The organism is Aeromicrobium yanjiei, from assembly GCF_009649075.1.
In the GTDB taxonomy this organism is placed as follows: domain Bacteria; phylum Actinomycetota; class Actinomycetes; order Propionibacteriales; family Nocardioidaceae; genus Aeromicrobium; species Aeromicrobium yanjiei.
Genome location: NZ_CP045737.1, coordinates 377,266 through 393,403, shown reverse-complemented (window position 1 = coordinate 393,403; position 16,138 = coordinate 377,266). Strand labels below are relative to the sequence as shown.

Annotated in this window: 15 protein-coding genes; 4 read left to right on the top strand and 11 right to left on the bottom strand. The window is 71.1% G+C overall.

All coding sequences use genetic code 11. From position 1 onward, the window contains the following. Positions 1 to 68 precede the first annotated feature (68 nt). Positions 69 to 203 (bottom strand): hypothetical protein, encoded by a 135-nt coding sequence (locus GEV26_RS18125; protein ID WP_255489235.1) that lies wholly within the window; start codon positions 201 to 203, stop codon positions 69 to 71. 136 nt (positions 204 to 339) lie between these two features. On the opposite strand from GEV26_RS18125, the gene GEV26_RS02175 reads away from it, so the two are divergent. Next, positions 340 to 1,569: a cytochrome P450 gene (locus GEV26_RS02175; protein WP_194839939.1), complete on the top strand. Its 1,230-nt coding sequence runs from the start codon at positions 340 to 342 to the stop codon at positions 1,567 to 1,569. A 13-nt stretch (positions 1,570 to 1,582) separates the two neighbouring features. Here GEV26_RS02175 and GEV26_RS02170 read toward each other — a convergent pair whose 3' ends face one another. The 3 genes from GEV26_RS02170 to GEV26_RS02160 all read right to left on the bottom strand — a co-directional run bounded on the left by GEV26_RS02170 (position 1,583) and on the right by GEV26_RS02160 (position 5,944). Next, positions 1,583 to 1,897, bottom strand: a complete 315-nt coding sequence (locus GEV26_RS02170; RefSeq protein WP_153651544.1) for an STAS domain-containing protein — start codon at positions 1,895 to 1,897, stop codon at positions 1,583 to 1,585. After that, complete coding sequence (locus tag GEV26_RS02165) at positions 1,894 to 5,658, bottom strand: SpoIIE family protein phosphatase (protein WP_153651543.1); 3,765 nt, start codon at positions 5,656 to 5,658, stop codon at positions 1,894 to 1,896. Before GEV26_RS02165 ends, GEV26_RS02170 begins: the two co-directional genes overlap by 4 nt. Positions 5,659 to 5,794: 136 nt before the next feature. Next, a complete protein-coding gene (locus GEV26_RS02160) occupies positions 5,795 to 5,944 on the bottom strand; it encodes a hypothetical protein (RefSeq protein WP_153651542.1) in 150 nt (49 codons plus the stop codon). Between the two features lie 152 nt (positions 5,945 to 6,096). On the opposite strand from GEV26_RS02160, the gene GEV26_RS02155 reads away from it, so the two are divergent. Both GEV26_RS02155 and gluQRS read left to right on the top strand, forming a co-directional pair. Further along, on the top strand, positions 6,097 to 6,846 hold the full coding sequence (locus tag GEV26_RS02155; protein WP_153651541.1) for an SGNH/GDSL hydrolase family protein: 750 nt from the start codon (positions 6,097 to 6,099) through the stop codon (positions 6,844 to 6,846). A 62-nt stretch (positions 6,847 to 6,908) separates the two neighbouring features. Further along, on the top strand, positions 6,909 to 7,787 hold the full coding sequence (gene gluQRS, locus GEV26_RS02150; RefSeq protein WP_153651540.1) for a tRNA glutamyl-Q(34) synthetase GluQRS: 879 nt from the start codon (positions 6,909 to 6,911) through the stop codon (positions 7,785 to 7,787). Here gluQRS and GEV26_RS02145 read toward each other — a convergent pair. The 3 genes from GEV26_RS02145 to GEV26_RS02135 form a co-directional block, all read right to left on the bottom strand. Continuing rightward, positions 7,784 to 8,599 (bottom strand): alpha/beta fold hydrolase, encoded by an 816-nt coding sequence (locus GEV26_RS02145; protein ID WP_153651539.1) that lies wholly within the window; start codon positions 8,597 to 8,599, stop codon positions 7,784 to 7,786. The two genes, gluQRS and GEV26_RS02145, sit on opposite strands and share 4 nt — an antisense overlap. A 70-nt stretch (positions 8,600 to 8,669) precedes the next feature. Then, positions 8,670 to 9,317, bottom strand: a complete 648-nt coding sequence (locus GEV26_RS02140) for a LuxR C-terminal-related transcriptional regulator (RefSeq protein WP_153651538.1) — start codon at positions 9,315 to 9,317, stop codon at positions 8,670 to 8,672. Further along, positions 9,269 to 10,585: a sensor histidine kinase gene (locus GEV26_RS02135; RefSeq protein ID WP_208431009.1), complete on the bottom strand. Its 1,317-nt coding sequence runs from the start codon at positions 10,583 to 10,585 to the stop codon at positions 9,269 to 9,271. The genes GEV26_RS02140 and GEV26_RS02135 overlap by 49 nt, the downstream gene beginning before the upstream one ends. 192 nt (positions 10,586 to 10,777) lie before the next feature. On the opposite strand from GEV26_RS02135, the gene GEV26_RS02130 reads away from it, so the two are divergent. Then, positions 10,778 to 12,907, top strand: coding sequence for an MMPL family transporter (locus GEV26_RS02130; protein WP_194839938.1), 2,130 nt, complete (start codon positions 10,778 to 10,780; stop codon positions 12,905 to 12,907). Between the two features lie 74 nt (positions 12,908 to 12,981). Here the strand turns inward: GEV26_RS02130 and GEV26_RS02125 are convergent, their stop codons facing one another. The 4 genes from GEV26_RS02125 to GEV26_RS02110 are packed head-to-tail and all read right to left on the bottom strand — an operon-like array spanning position 12,982 to position 16,100. Then, a complete protein-coding gene (locus GEV26_RS02125) occupies positions 12,982 to 13,893 on the bottom strand; it encodes an ABC transporter substrate-binding protein (protein ID WP_153651536.1) in 912 nt (303 codons plus the stop codon). 19 nt (positions 13,894 to 13,912) lie between these two features. Further along, positions 13,913 to 14,593 carry an ABC transporter permease gene (locus tag GEV26_RS02120; protein WP_153651535.1) on the bottom strand — a complete coding sequence of 227 codons (681 nt, stop codon included), beginning with the start codon at positions 14,591 to 14,593 and terminating at the stop codon, positions 13,913 to 13,915. Then, positions 14,590 to 15,291 (bottom strand): ABC transporter permease, encoded by a 702-nt coding sequence (locus GEV26_RS02115; protein ID WP_153651534.1) that lies wholly within the window; start codon positions 15,289 to 15,291, stop codon positions 14,590 to 14,592. The genes GEV26_RS02120 and GEV26_RS02115 overlap by 4 nt, the downstream gene beginning before the upstream one ends. Continuing rightward, positions 15,291 to 16,100 carry an ABC transporter ATP-binding protein gene (locus GEV26_RS02110; RefSeq protein WP_153654919.1) on the bottom strand — a complete coding sequence of 270 codons (810 nt, stop codon included), beginning with the start codon at positions 16,098 to 16,100 and terminating at the stop codon, positions 15,291 to 15,293. Before GEV26_RS02110 ends, GEV26_RS02115 begins: the two co-directional genes overlap by 1 nt. Positions 16,101 to 16,138 lie beyond the last annotated feature (38 nt).

The following is a 16,138-nucleotide window of genomic DNA, read 5'->3' as shown; positions in this document are numbered from 1 at the left end:
CACTCGGCGGACGGTGTACCCCCCTGCGAGGGGATCAATCCGTTGCGGTCGAGCAGTCCGGCGGGCCGTCAGTCGGTGTCGGGGACGACGTCGCCCGCGTCGTCCTCGAGCGGCGGCTCCTCGGGGGGCTCGGGCGCTCCCGGGTCCGGATCGGGCATGGCTCCGGTGTTCGGATCCGGAAAGTCCGGTGACATCTGGCTCATGGGTCCTCCTGGTCGTACGCCGGGCGGCCGTCGCCCGCTGCGCACCTCCCGTACCCGCCACCGGTCGGGCTCAAGCGGCCCCGGTCCCATTCGGGCGCCCGCGCATGAACGAACGGGAAAAGGGCATCGAACAACCATGAGTGCCGACCGCCATCCCCGTCCGGCCCCGGTCTCGTACGGGCGTGACCACTCGCTGATGCTGCTGAGGAACGGCTACCGCTTCTGGGACACGATGCGCCGGCAGACCGGGTCGGAGACCGTGCAGACCCGGCTCCTGCACGAGAGGGTCACCGCGATCCGCGGTGCGTCCGCCGCCCAGTTCTTCTACGAGAACCCCGACACCGAGCGCTCGTCCGCACTGCCCGTCCCGCTGGTCGGTCCGCTGTTCGGCAAAGGCGCGGTCCACCTGCTCGACGGCAGCGCCCACCTGCATCGCAAGGCCACGTTCAACGAGGTGATCGGGCCCGTGGCCGTGCGCGACGTCGCGGACGGCGTGGCCCGCCGGTGGGACGAGCGGGCGCCCGCCTGGCCCCGGCACATCGACGTGTTCGACGAGGTGGGCTCGATCCTGTTCGAGTCGGTCTGCGAGTGGGTGGGCATCGCCCCGGAGCCCGAGGAGACGGCGGACCGGACCCACGACATGCTGGCCATGGTCGACGGCTTCGGCGGACCCAACGTGCGCCAGCTCAAGGCGCGACGCGCACGCCGGCGCACCGAAACCTGGCTCCAGGGCCTGGTGGAGGAGTCCCGCGGATCAGGCGCACCCGCCGTGTCCCCCCTGGACGTCTGGGCCCGTCACCGTGACGAGTCAGGCGAGCTGCTGCCCGTCCACACCGCTGCGGTCGAGGTCATCAACCTGATCCGTCCGCTGGTCGCGGTCAGCTGGCTCGTGGCGGGGATCTTCGAGGTGTTCGACGTCTTCCCCGAGCAGCGTGAGGCCGTGCTGTCCCGGAGCGCGTCCACCATGAACGTCGCCCAGGAAGTGCGGCGCACCTATCCCTTCGTCCCGTTCCTGGCGACCCGCGCGACCCGCGACCTGGAGTGGGAGGGGGCCACCATCGCGCAGGGGACGCTCATCGTCCTGGACGTGTGGGGCACCAACCACGACCCCCGCATCTGGCGCGACCCGGAGTCGTTCGACCCGGAGCGCTTCGAGCGCCGCCCCGTGACGCCCTACAACCTCGTCCCGCAGGGGGGCGGGTCCGCGGTGACGGGGCACCGGTGCCCGGGCGAGGACCTCACACTGGCCGTCCTGGTCACGCTCGTGCGCCGCGTCGCCGAGCTGCACGCGACGGTCCAGGGCCCCCGCGCCACGCTGCGGCGCATGCCGCCCAAGCCCACGCTCTCGGTGCGCGTGCGGCACTGACGGCGGCCGGGGGTCAGTCCTCGGCGTTCTCGAACACCCGGTCCATCCTGGTGATCTCGATGATGCGGGCGACCGGTGGCGACACGTTCGACAGCAGCAGCCGACCGCCGGCCCGCTCCTGCTGCTTCTTGACCCCGAGCAGCGAGCCGAGTCCGCTGGAGTCCACGAACGTCACCCCGCCCAGGTCCAGCACCAGCGTGCGGTGCGCGACGTCCATGGTGTCGACCTGGGCGCGCAGGTCCGCCGACGTCTGCATGTCGATGTCCCCCGCGACCGACAGCACGGCCCCGTCCTGCCGGTCCTCGGTCGTGAACGTCAGCTCGGTCATGATCCTCCTCGGTTGCCGGGCCGCCAGGCCCGGACGCTCCACACGGTCTTGCCGCGTTCGGTGCCGCGGGTTCCCCACTCGTCGGACAGCGCGTCCACGATGTGCAGGCCCCGGCCGTGCTCGTCGGTCTGCGCGGGATCGCGCGGCCGCGGCATCTCACCGGCCGCATCGTCCTGCACCTCGACGAGCACCTGCGTGCCCGCGCAGCGCAGCCGCAGCTCGACCGGCGCGCCCCCGTGCACCATCGCGTTGGTCACCAGCTCACTCGTGATGAGGGCCATGTCCCGGGTCACCGGCTCGGGGACGTGCCACCGGTTGAGCCGCTCGACGACGAACTGCCGCGCCTCGGCGACCGTCGCACGTCCCGTGTCGCGGTGCATGGACAGGCCCGCGGTCTCGGCTACCGAGGTGACGCGTGCGACCAGGATCGCGACGTCGTCGTCGGGACCGTCCGGGAGCAGCGCACCGACGATGGCCTCGGGCATCCCCGGGAGGGGGGTGCCCGCACGCCAGACGACCTGGCGCTCGAGCGCCCAGATCCCGTCGTCGATGTCGCGGCCGCGGTGCTCGACCAGGCCGTCGGTGTAGAAGACGATCGTCGCGCCCGCCGCGAGGGGGATCTCGTCGGTCGCCTCGTCGCCGTACCCCGCGCCCAGCGGGGGGCCGCCTGCCGTCAGGCGCCGCAGCTCACCGTCCCGGCTCGACACCAGCGGGGGGAGGTGACCGGCGTTCGCGTAGCGAAGCGTCTCGTCCCGGGGGTCGAAGACGCCGTAGACGCACGTCACGATCTGATCGCCCGGCAGATCCTGCACCAGCACGTCCAGGTGACGCATCACCTCGTCGGGGGCCAGGTCCAGCGTCGCGAACGCGCGGACCGCGGAGCGCAGCTGACCCATCACCGACGCGGCACGCACGCCCCGTCCCATGACGTCGCCCATGACGAACGCCGTGCGGCCGCTGCCGAGCTCGATGATGTCGTACCAGTCACCGCCGACGTACGTGCCCTCGATGCCGGCCCGGTAGTACGTCGCGACGTCGAGGTGCTCCAGGTCGAACGACTCGGCCGGCAGCAGGCTGCGCTGCAGCTCCTCCGCGATCGCGTGCTCGCGGCGGCCGGCCTCCTCGCGCGCACGGGCCGCCGACATCGCCTGCTCGGCCGCGCGCTGCTCGGTGACGTCCTGCATCGATCCTTGCAGCGTCCGCGGCTGCCCGTCCTCGTCCCCGAGGAGAGCCGCCCGGACGGTGACGAGACGCTCGACGCCCTGGGGAGTCAGGATGCGCATGTCGTACGTCATGACGTCGCCGATCTCGAGATCGCCGAGCGTCCCGATGACCCGTTCGGCGTCGTCAGGGTGCACGACGCCGGAGACCACTCCGGGCCAGCCCATCTCCTCGAACTCCTGACGGGTCAGGCCGGTCAGCCGCAGGAGCTCGTCGGACGCGGTCACGGTCCTCGTCGAGAGGTCGGCCTCCCAGCTGCCCACCTTCGCGAGCCGTTGCGCCTGGTCGAGCAGCGCCTCGCTCCGCTCCAGCGTGGCCCGCACGCGCCGGACCCGGTCGAGCTCGAGGTTGACCCGCACCCGCGCGAGCAGCTCGCGGGCCGCGAACGGCTTGACGAGATAGTCCGCCGCTCCTGCCTCGAGGCCCTCGACCGTCCCCTCCTCGCCGGCACGCGCGCTGAGCATGATGACGGGGACGCCGGTGGTCCTCGGATCGGCCTGGAGCCGGGCCAGCAGCCCGAAGCCGTCGAGGCGCGGCATCATCACGTCGGTGATGATCAGGTCGGGGACCGTGTCCGCGATGCGCTCCAGCGCCTCGACCCCGTCTGCCGCGGTCATGACGTCGTACTCGCGGGCGAGCAGGCCCGCGACGTATCGCCGCATGTCGATGTTGTCGTCCACCACGAGGACGCGGGCGAGACCGTCCTGCGGAGGCGCCGTGGGCTCGCTCGTCTCGTTCCGGGCGGACTCGAGCCAACGCCACGCATCGGACAGCAGGTCCGCCCCGGCCCCCGGCACCGGCTCGCGGGTGCCCGCCGACTCGACCACCTCGTCCTGCGGCAAGTGGGCGCGGCCGAGCGGGATCCGCACGGTCATCGTGGTGCCGACGCCCTCGGTGCTGGCGACGTCGACCTCGCCGCCGTGCAGCTGCACGAGCTCGGACACCAGGGCGAGCCCGACGCCTGAACCCTCGTGCGTCCTCGACTCAGCCCCACGCACACGGTGGAACCTGTCGAACAGGTGCGGCAGCTCGGCTGCCGGGATGCCGCCCCCGGTGTCGGCGACGGTCAGCACCGCGTCACCGTCCTGCTCGACGAGCGTGACCGTGATGCCGCCGTGGAAGGTGAACTTGAAGGCGTTCGACATCAGGTTGAGCACGATCTTGGACCAGTGCTCGATGTCGACGTAGCTCTGGGTCGAGAGCTCGGCGCCCCGGTACGTCAACGTCAGGCCGGCCTGCGCCGCCGCCGACTCGAACATCGTCACGAGCGGCTCGGTCAGGCGCGTGAGGTCGACCGGCTCGAAGTGCGAGGCGATCCCGTCCGCCTCGAGCCGCGCGAAGTCGAGCAGGTTGTTGACCAGCTGCAGCAGGCGCTGGCCGTTGCGGTGGACGATGTCGAAGCGGACGCGCTGCGGATCGTCAGGCGGCAGCGCCGGATCGGCCAAGGCGTCCGCCGCGGGCCCCAGGAGCAGGGTCAACGGGGTGCGGAACTCATGGCTGACATTGGTGAAGAAGTCGGTCTTGGCCTCGTCGAGACGGGCCAGCGCCTCCGCCCGGCGCTTCTCGCCCGCGAAGGTCCGCGCCGCCGTGATCGAGGCAGCGAGCTGTCCGGCGAACAGCTCGACGAACCCGGTGTACGCGGCGTCCACCGGGCGGTAGGGGCTCAGGCCCGCGACGAAGAAGCCGTACGGCTGGGACGACGCGGCACCCGCAAGAGGGACCACGAGCGCCCGCGTCGGAGGATCGTCCCACGGGCCACGGGGGGCGGCGTGCGGCAGCGACGTGAGGTCCACCAGGACCTGTCGGCCCGCCAGGACGTCCTCGACGGGCCACAGCGGCGCGGGATCGTCGACATCGATCACCCGCGGGGCCAGCGGGTGGTCGTCATCGGCCCCGGCGACCTCGGCACGGACGAACCGGCCCAGCTCGGGGTCGCGGACGTACACCAGGCCGAAGGGCAGCGAGAGCGGATCGGCGAGAACCTGCTCGCCGGCCGCGGCGATCGCCTCGCTCTCGGTGAGCTGTCCGGCCGTGCGTGCCGCGAGATTGCGCAGCGTGGTCATCCGGCGCGAGGAGATGGTCTGCTCGGTGACCTCGCTGACCACGCACAGCATGCCCTCGATGTGGCCGTCGTCCGCGGCGAGCGGGCTGTACGAGAACGTGTGGTAGGTCTCCTCGACGAATCCGCTGCGCTCGAGCAGCAGGAGCAGCGACTCGTCCCAGCTCGCGACGCCGGTGCTCATCACCGCCTCGATCCGCGGACCGATGTCGTCCCAGATCTCCGACCACACCTCGGACGCGGGGCGGCCCAGCGCCCAGGGGTACTTGGTGCCGAGCGTCTGCCGCCGGTAGGAGTCGTTGCACAGGAAGGTGAGATCGGGTCCCCACGCCATCCACATCGAGAACTTGGTGGTGAGCAGCATGCGGGCGGTCGTCTTGAGGCTCTGCGGCCAGTCGTCGGGCGGTCCCAGCGGGGTGGCGTTCCAGTCGACCTCGGCCAGGTCGCGACCGACCTCGGTCGTCGTGAACGTGTGTTGCATCCGCCGCCTGCTCCCCTCGGGGTCCGCCTCATCGTGCGCAGCCACCCGGCCCGCGCCGCTCGTACACGCTCGCAGGCTCAATTATGCCCAATTCGGTGTCTCGGCGCAGGCTGCGGGGTCGCGGCCCGTGACGGATCTAGGTGAGGTCGGCCGGGTCCTCTCCCGGGATCGGGACGATCCGGTCCGGGTCCGGTGGGAGCTCCGGCTCCGCGTCCGGCTCGACCGCGAAGGGGTCCTCGGGGTCCACGTCGTCAGGCTCGAAGGGTTCGTCGGGAAGCACGGTCATGGCGATCCTCCTGGTGGTCAGGACCATGACGTACCCCCCGGTGCGGTGGATCATGCGAGCGACATCACGTCACGTGGGCGCCGAACGACCATCTGACCGACCGGATCGCCGTACGCTGTCGAGGATCCGCCGTCACGCCCTCGAGGAATCCCATGTTGCGCACCCTTGTCCTGTCCACGACCGCAGCCTTGCTGTCGACCGTCGCACTCGGCTCGTCGGCCGGCGCCGCGGACGCCCCCACGGCGGGCGGGACGGCCGAGGCCTCGTCGCTCAACGGCGTGCAGGCCGTCGACCCGGCCCCCGTGGGCCCCAAGATCCTGGTCATCGGCGACTCGATCACGTCCTGGTACCGCGACGAGCCCGGCAGCGCGTCGCAGGGCTGGTGGTCGATCCTGGCCCGCGACCCCGCGGTCAACGCCTCGCGCATCACGACGTACGCCGAGGGCGGCTCGGGCATGAACACCCGCGGCAACAAGTGCGGCGGCACCACGTTCGGCAGCCGCAACAAGTCGATCAAGAAGGCCGACGTCGACTTCCTGATCATCGAGGGCGGCCGCAACGACTACAACACGTGCGACTCCAGGAACCGCAAGAAGTCGCTCAGCAAGGCCAAGCGGCGCGCCGGCATCAAGAAGTACATGGAGCGCCTCGACACCCACGTCCGCAAGGAGGGCATCCCGCGCAGCCACGTGCTGGTCATGACGCCGTGGGGCAAGTCGCAGCGCAGCCTCGGCACCGAGATGCAGTCCTACGTCCAGCGCTACGCGCAGCGGGAGGGCTTCACGTTCGTGACGACCAAGACGCTGCCCACGAACAAGACGATCGACAACAAGCACCCCAACCGGGCGGGCAGCGAATATCTCGCCGGGGCCATGAAGAAGGCCCTGCTCGCCGCACGATGAGGCAGTGGCAGGCTGGGCGGGTGACCGTGAGCCGCGTGTACGAGAAGCCGCGTCGCTGACGCATGGGAGCCGGTCGATTCGCCCCCTCGCCCTCAGGTGACCTGCACGTCGGGAACCTGCGGACCGCCCTGCTGGCGTGGCTGTGCGCGCGGTCGACGGGCCGCAGCTTCCTCATGCGCGTCGAGGACCTGGACCGGGTGCGACCCGGGGCCGAGGAGCGGCAGCTCGCGGACCTCCGCTCGATGGGCATCGACTGGGACGGCCCGGTCGTGCACCAGTCCGAGCGCGCCCGGCTGTACGACGCGGCGCTCGCCTCGCTCGGCGGCCGGGGCCTGCTGTTCGAGTGCTTCTGCACGCGGCGGGAGATCCTCGAGGCGCCCTCCGCCCCCCACGCCCCGCCGGGTGCGTACCCCGGGACCTGCCGAGACCTCACCGAGGCCGAGCGGGACGAACGGCGGGCAGTCCGTCCGGCCGCCGTGCGCCTGCGGGCCGGCACCGCGAGCTTCACGATCCACGACGAGCTGCACGGCTCGTACGAGGGGGTCGTGGACGACTTCGTGCTGCGGCGCGGCGACGGTGCGATCGCGTACAACCTCGCGGTCGTCGTCGACGACGCGCAGCAGGGCGTCGACCAGGTCGTCCGCGGGGACGACCTGCTGAGCTCGGCGCCCCGGCAGGCGTACCTCGCCACCCTGCTGGGCGCGACGCCGCCGACGTACGTCCACGTGCCCCTCGCACTCAACTCCGCCGGACAACGCCTCGCCAAGCGCGACGGTGCGGTGACCCTGCGCGAGCTGGGCCCGAGCGCCTTCGCTCTCGTCACGGCCTCGCTCGGCCTGACCGGCACCACCGCGGGCGAGCTGCTGGACGGGTTCTCGATCGAGCGGATCCCGCGCGAGCCCTGGGTCTTCGTCCCGCCCGAGGAGGCGCCGGTGGTCTAGTGCGCCTCGACGTGCTCCTCGATGAGGTCGGCGAGGCGGGTGGGCTGCTCGATCGTGCTGGAGTGTCCCGCGCCCCGGACGATCTCCAGACGGGCGCCGGGGATCGCCGCCGCGATGACCTCGGCCTTGGCCGGCGGGGTGGCGACGTCCTCGTCCCCCACTGCCACGAGGGTGGGCGCGGTGATCCGGCCCAGCTCGTCGAGGACGGGCTCGCGGTCGGTGACCCCGAAGATCGCCTTCTTCATCCCCGAGCGGCGGCAGGCCTTGACCTCCGCGACCCACGCGTCGGTGTCCCGCTTCGCGGCCGGGGAGGCGAGGAACGTCGGCCCGAACATGAGGGGCTCGACGCGGCCGCGCACCGGGGACAGACCGAGGACGCCGTAGACCTTCGCGAGCAGCCGGTACTGGGACACCTTGTCGGGGTCCTCCGGCCCGGCGCTGGTGTCGAGCAGCACCAGGGAGCGGATGAGCTCGGGCCGGCGGGCGGCGAGGCGCATGCCCACGAAGCCGCCCATCGAGAGCCCGACGAAGTGCACGGGCCCGGCCCCCAGCCCCTCGATGACCGCCGCGGCGTCGTCCGCGAGGGAGTCCATGTCGTAGCCGTCGTCGGCCGCCGGCGACTTGCCCTGCCCGCGCCAGTCGATCGTCACGCAGCGGTAGCGGTCGCGCAGGCGCGCGACCTGGGCCGCGAACATCCGGCCGCTGAAGAGCAGGCCGTGGCCGAAGACGATCGCCGGGGCGTCGGGACGCCCGGCGGGCGCACCGGTGTCCTCGACGTGGATGCGGGCGCCGTTGGCCTCGGTGACGGGCATGTTCTACCTCCGTGGGAGCTGGGTCCGCCGAGCATGCCAGCACCCAGACCCCGCCGCCACCCGGCGGCGGTCAGGACTGGAGGTACGCGATGACGGCCATGACCCGGCGGTTGGCGCTGTCGTCGTCGGGGTCGAGGTCGAGCTTCATGAAGATGTTGCTGGTGTGCTTGCTGATGGCCTTCTCGGTGACGAACAGAGCGCGGGCGATCGCGGCGTTGGACCGCCCCTCCGCCATGAGGCCGAGGACCTCGCGCTCCCGGCCGGTCAACCGGGACACCGGGCTGTCGGTCGATGCCCGCGCGATGAGCGTCGCCACGACCTCGGGATCCAGGACCGTCCCCCCTGCGGCCACGGTCCGCACGGCCTCGACGAACGTGGACACGTCGGCGACGCGGTCCTTGAGCAGGTAGCCCACCGCCCCGTCCCCGCTGAGGAGCAGCTCGCGCGCGTAGAGCTGCTCGACGTACTGCGACAGCACCAGCACCGGGAGTCCCGGTCGCTCGGCCCGGGCCGTGATCGCCGCACGCAGACCCTCGTCGGTGAACGTGGGCGGCATGCGGACGTCGACGACAGCGATGTCCGGCTCGTACGTCCGCAGGGCCTCGCCGAGCGCGGCGGCGTCGTCGACCGCGGCCACGACCTCGATGTCGTACGCCTGCAGCAACCGCGTCAGGCCGTCCCGGAGGAGGGCGAGATCTTCGGCGATGACAGCACGCACGGAACCTCCAGGGTGACCACGGTCGGCCCCCCGTCGGGACTGACGAGGTCCATCGTGCCGTCAAATGCCGCCAGTCGGCGAGCGACCCCGGCCAGTCCCGATCCGCGGTCGACCGAGGCGCCCCCTGACCCGTCGTCCGCGACGACGATCCGCAGGACGCGACCGTCGTGCGAGACGTCGATCGACGCGCGTCGCGCACCCGAGTGCTTGCCGATGTTGGCGAGCAGCTCGCTGGTGGCGAAGTAGGCCGCCGACTCGACCGGCGCCGGCGGCCGCCCGGCCAGGACGATCGTCACGGCCACGGGCAGGGACATGTCGAGGGCGAGGGCCTGGACCGCGCCGGCCAGTCCCCGGTCGGCGAGCACGGGCGGATGGATGCCCCGCACGACCGAGCGCAGGTCACCCAGCGCGCTGGTCGTGACGGTCCGCGCCTCCGCGAGCAGCTGGGCGGCCGCATCGGGGTCCTTCGCGAGGAGCTCCTCGGCCAGGCCGAGGTTCATCCCGAGCGCGACGAGCCGCGCCTGCGCCCCGTCGTGCAGGTCGCGCTCGATGCGGCGCAGCTCCGCCGCGGAGTGGTCGATGGTCTCGGCGCGCGACTGCGACACCTCGGCGACCCGGCGCTCGAGCGCCCCTCGCGAGGGCGACAGCAGCGCCGCGTCGATCTGGGCGCACCACTTGACCAGGAGAGGCTCGAGCCACCACCAGAGCGCGAGGGCGACCAGCAGCCAGGCCCAGTGCAGGAACGACTCCGCCTGCGTGTCGACCCTGATGACCCCGTAGTCGGTGTCGAACGTGCCCTTCGGCGTGACGGCGAAGAGATACGGGAAGACCGCGTAGTAGATCACGGCCAGAGCCAGCAGGAGCGCGATCCAGGCCAGCGCCCAGCGGAACAGCACCACGACGTACAGCCACAGCAGGTCACGCCACCTGGCCGGGTCCTCGGCCCAGCCCGCCAAAAGCGCGAACGGGCCGCCCCGGCGCCGCGGGCGGTACGGCTTGTCGATCATGCGCCCGAGGACCCGTCCCGACAGGCCGCGGAACAAATTCGCGTACTGCTGGGTCACCGGCACGAGCACCAGCAGCAGGACCAGCCCCACGCCGACGACCGCGACGCCCAGGGAAGCCGTCAGCAGCGCCATCAGGACAACCGCCGGGACGGTCAGCAGGACGTACGCCAGCGCGATGCCGGTCAGCGCACCCCTGCGACGCAGCCCTTGCAGGACCGACTCGTCGGGCGGCGACGAGGTCAGGCCGGGGGTCGGGGTCACGGAGGAGATGCCTTTCGGGAGGGTGCGCTGCTCGATCGATCCTGCCGCATCCGGAGAGCGCCGTCAGGGGGCTCAGACCCACTCCTGCCACGGGATCTGGGCCCATCGTGCGCACGGCCCCGCCTCGCGAGGCTGGGAGCCCAACCTCTATCGCACAGGAGCCACGCCATCATGTCTCGTACCTCGCCCACCGTGAGAGTCGCTCGCTGGAGCGCTCTGCACCCCTGGAGAGCGATCGGCCTGTGGGTCGCGTTCGTGGCCTCCGCGATCGCCCTCACGTCGTCGGTCCAGAGCAAGGAGCTCGGAGACGAGGACTTCCGGATCGGCGATTCCGGGCGGGCCTCGGCGATGATCGACGCCGCCTCCCTCCACGACAGCCCCTCCGAGTCAGTCCTCATCACCGCCCCTCGGGGAGCGCTGGACGTCGAGCGCGCCACCGGCGTCGCCGAGCAGGTGAAGGCCACGACCGCGAACCTGGACGGCGTCGCCGACGTCGGAGCGCCCATCGTGTCGGAACGGCGCGACGCGGTGCTCGTTCCCGTCACCATGACCGGTGACGAGGATGACGCCGCGGACCACGTGGGCGCCCTCATCGCCGCCACCGCACAGGCCCAGAAGGCGCACCCCGATCTCACGATCCAGCAGGCCGGCGAGGCTTCGCTCGACCACGGCATCAACGACAAGGTCTCCGAGGACCTCGCGTCCGCGGAGATGTTGAGCCTGCCCGTCACGTTCGCGATCCTGCTGATCGCCTTCGGTGCCTTCGTCGCGGCCGGCATCCCTGTGCTGCTCGCGATCACCTCCGTCGTGACGGCACTCGGCCTGTACGCGCCGATCTCGTACCTGGCGCCGGACGCCGGCACGGTCGCGAACGTGGTGCTGCTGATCGGCATGGCGGTGGGCGTCGACTACTCGTTGTTCTACCTCAAGCGCGAACGGGAGGAACGCGCCCGCGGACGCTCGACGATCGATGCGATCGAGATCGCCGCTGCGACGTCCGGCCGCGCCGTGGTCGTCTCGGGGCTCGCGGTGATGGTGGCGATGTCGGGACTCTTCCTGTCGGGCGAACCGGTCTTCGACGCGCTGGCCGCGGGAGCGATCCTGGTCGTGCTCGTCGCCGTGATCGGCTCGCTGACCGTCCTGCCGGCCATGCTGGCGGCGTTCGGGCGCTTCGTCGACCGTCCCCGCATCCCGCTGCTGTGGCGGCTCAACCGGCGCATCGGCAGCGGGGGGATCAGCGGGCGCCTGATCCGTCCGGTCATCCGCAGGCCCTTCGTCTCCGCCCTCGTTGCGGGAGGGACGCTGATCGGGCTCGCGATCCCGGCCCTCGGCATGTCGACCCGGGAGTCCACGGTCGAGACCTTGCCGCAGGACATCCCGGCGGTGCAGGCGTTCCAGCGCGCTCAGGCGAGCTTCCCCTCGGAGCACCCCACCATCGACGTCGTCCTGAGGTCCGACGACAGCGGCGCCGCTTCGGCCCTCCGCGAGATCGAGGGCGAAGCGGTGCGGGCCGACCTCGCCCTCGCGAGCGGTGAGGCGCCGCGGGTGTCCAAGGACGGGCGGACGTCGGTGCTCTCGATGTACGCACCGCACCCCGTGGGCGATCAGCGCAACGACCCCACCATCGAGCAGCTGCGCGACACGATCGTGCCGCGTGCGGTGAGCGACCTCGACGGTGCGACGACCGCGGTCGGCGACAGCGTCGCGGAGTCGTACGACTACGAGCACCAGACCTCGCGCCTGCCGCTGGTCGTCGGGTTCGTGCTGCTCCTGACCATGGCGATGATGATCTGGACGTTCCGCAACGTGACCCTCGCACTGCTGACGACCGTGCTCAACCTGCTGTCGGTCGGGGCCGCGTTCGGGGTGCTGACCCTGGTCTTCCAGCACAGCTGGTTCGACGGACTGCTCGACTTCACCTCGTCGGGGTCCGTCGTGGACTGGATCCCGCTGTTCTGCTTCGTGGTGCTGATCGGGCTGTCGATGGACTACCACGTGTTCGTGATGACCCGGGTCCGCGAGGGCCTGCGCAGGGGGCTTCCCTTCGAGGAGGCCGTCGAGCTCGGCATCCGCGACACGGCCGGTGTCGTCACGAGTGCCGCGGCGGTCATGGTGTCGGTCTTCGCAGTCTTCGCGACGCTCGACATGATGGAGATGAAGCAGATGGGGGTCGGCCTCTCGGTCGCGATCCTGCTCGACGCGACCCTGGTGCGGCTCGTGCTCCTGCCCGCGCTGCTGCTGGGCTTCAAAAGCCGGCTGCAGGGCCTCGGCCGGGTCGCGAGCCCTGAGGACGAGCCCGCCGCCGAGCTGGCCCCCGCCTGACCGCCGGCCCTGACGTCCGGGCGGACACACGCCCTCGGCGTGTCCGCACAGACGTCAGGGCCGGCGTGGTGGTGCTAGATGAGGCCCTTCTCGGTGAGCCACTGCTTGGCCAGCACGTCCGGGGCGGTCTTGTCGGCGCCCTGGTTCTTGCTGTTGAGCTCGAGCAGGTCCTCGGTCGTGAGCACCGCGGAGATGTCGTCGAGCACGTCCTCGACCTTGTCGCTGGCCTTCTTCTCGTTGATCAGCGGGATGACGTTCTGCGCGGCGATCAGGTTCTCGGGGTCCTCCAGGGTCACCAGCTTGTTGGCCAGGATCGACGGCGTCGTGGAGTAGATGTCGGCGACCTGGATGTCGTCGTCCAGCAGCGACTTCAGCGTCTTCGGGCCACCCCCGTCGCTGATCGGGACGAACTCGATGTCGGTGAGACCGTAGACCGACTCGAGCCCCGGGATGCCGTACTTGCGCTCCTTGAACTCCGGGTTCGCGCCCAGCTTGAAGCTGCCCACGGTCTTCAGGTCACCGATGCTCTTGAGGTTGTTCTCGGCCGCGTACTGGGCGGTGACGTTGAGCGAGTCCTTGTCCTCGGCAGGGGCCGGGTCCAGCACCTCCAGGGTCTTGGGCAGGACGTCCTCGAGAGCGTCGTCGACCTGCTCGGGCGACGTCGCGGTGGCGTCCTTGTCGAAGTAGGCCAGCAGGTTGCCGGTGTACTCGGGGAGCAGGTCGATCTCGCCCTTCTCCAGCGCCGGGATGTAGACCTCGCGGGCGCCGATGTTGAGCTTCTTCTCGACCTTGACGCCCTTGGCCTCGAGGGCCTGGGCGTAGATCTCGGCGATGATCTCGTTCTCGGGGAAGGCCGCCGAGCCGACCGTGATCGTGTCGCCTGCCGACTTCTTGGAGTCGTCGGACGTGGGGTCGCCGCCGCAGGCGGACAGCGTGAGGCCGAGCGCGGCGGCCGCGAGTCCCGCGGTGAGCTTGGTGATGGACATGGTTCTCCTTGGGGTGGGGTCAGGCTGCGATGCGGACGGTGGCAGGACGGTTGCGAAGTGCCAACCGCTGGAGCAGGACGAAGATTCCGTCGAGGGCGAGCGCGAGCGCGATCACCACGATCGAGCCCGCGACGACCTGGGGGTAGTCGTTGAGCGCGAGGCCGTCGATCAGGTAGCGGCCCAGGCCGCCGGGACCGGGGATGTACGCCGCGACAGTGGTCGTGGCGACGACCTGCAGGGTCGCCGACCGCAGGCCACCGACGATGATCGGCAGCGCCAACGGGATCTCGGCCCGGGTCAGGATCTGCAGCTCGGTCATGCCCATCGCCCTGGCGGCGTCGATGGTCTGGCGGTCGACCGACTCCAGGCCCGCGTAGGCGCCGGCCAGCAGCGGCGGGATCGCCAGCAGCACGAGCGTGAAGATCGCCGCCTTGATGCCGATGCCGGTGAACAGCGACGCGTACGTCAGCACCCCGAGCGTCGGCAGCGCCCGCAGCGCGCCCGAGCTCACGACGGCCACGCCGCGCAGCCGTCCGGTGTGGCCGATCCACAGGCCGATCGGGACCGCGATGGCCGCGGCGATCGCCACGGTCAGGCAGGTGTAACCCAGGTGCTGCACCAACCGGTGCGGCACGCCGTCGTCGCCCGACCAGTGCGCCGGGTCGGCCAACCAGTCGATCGTGTCGGCGACGACGCTCATGCGTGCCCACCTCGCAGGTGCTGCACCAGGGCCATCGGCGAGACCGAGGTGCGGGCGCGGGTGCGCGCGCCCCGGTTCCACGGCAGCAGGACGCGTCCGGCCAGCACGATCAGCGCATCGAGCAGGAGCGCGATCGCGACGATCCCCACGACACCGGTCAGGATCTCGGCCTGGTTGTCGGTGCGGTATCCCTCCGTGAAGAGCGAGCCGAGGTTGTCGACGCCGATCAGTGCCCCCACGCTGACGAGGCTGACGGTGCTGACCGCCACGACCCGCAGCCCGGCCACCAGGACCGGTCCGGCCAGCGGCAGCTCCACCAGGAAGGCCCGACCGGCAGGGGCGAAACCCGTCGCCGTCGCGGCATCGAGAACCGAGGGCGAGACGGACTCGAAGGCGTCCGTGGCCGATCGCACCATGATCGCCACGGCGTAGACCGTCAGAGCGACGACGACGTTCAGCGGTGACAGGAAGCCCGTTCCGATGATGCCGGGCAGGATCAGGAAGAAAGCCAGCGACGGGATCGTGTAGAGCACCCCCGCGGCCGCCAGCAGGACGCCTCTGAGGCGCGGGCTCCGGTTGCCGAACCAGCCGATGGGAAGAGCGATCGCGAAGCCGATCACGATCGGCACCACGCTGAGCCACAGGTGGCTCAGCATCAGGTCGCCGATCCGGTCGGTGTTGTTGCGGACCCAGTCCATCAGTCGAGCACCCCGGCGGGCCGGCCGGCGCCGTCGACGACGATGCTGACGCCGTCGCGTTCCTCGACGTGCAGCCGGCGGTGTCCCTTGTCCAGCCCGACGAAGCTGCGGACGAAGTCGTCGGCCGGGGCGGCGACGATGTCGGCCGGCGACCCCGCCTGCGCGACCGCGCCCCCCTTCTTGAGGATCACGACCTGGTCACCCAGCAGGAACGCCTCGTCGATGTCGTGGGTGACGAACACGATCGTCTTGTCGAGCTCGCGCTGCAGACGCAGCAGCTCGGCCTGCAGCTCCTCACGGACGATCGGGTCGACTGCACCGAACGGCTCGTCCATCAGCAGGATGTTGGGATCGGTGACCAGGGCACGGGCGACACCGACGCGCTGCTGCTGGCCGCCGGACAGCTGGGCGGGATACTTCGTGGCCAGCGACGTGTCGAGCCCGACCGTCTCCATCACGGCGTAGGAACGTTCGCGGGCCTCGCGACGGCTCACGCCGTTGAGGCGGAGCACGGTCGCGACGTTGTCGATGACCTTGCGGTGCGGCAGCAGACCCGCTTCCTGCATGACGTACCCGATGCCGCGGCGCAGCTCGACCTTGTTGCGGGTCGCGATGTCGACGTCGTCGATCAGCACCTGCCCGCGGCTCGGATCGACCATCCGGTTGACCATCCGCAGCAGGGTCGTCTTGCCGCAGCCGGACGAGCCGACCAGGGCGGTCGTGGTCCTCGACGGCAGCACCAGGCTGAAGTCGCCCACGGCCTCGGTCCCGTCGGCGAACGTCTTGGCGACGTTGCGGTACTCGATCATGCGGTCCTCCGCGCTCGACGAGGGCACGCCGGGACAAT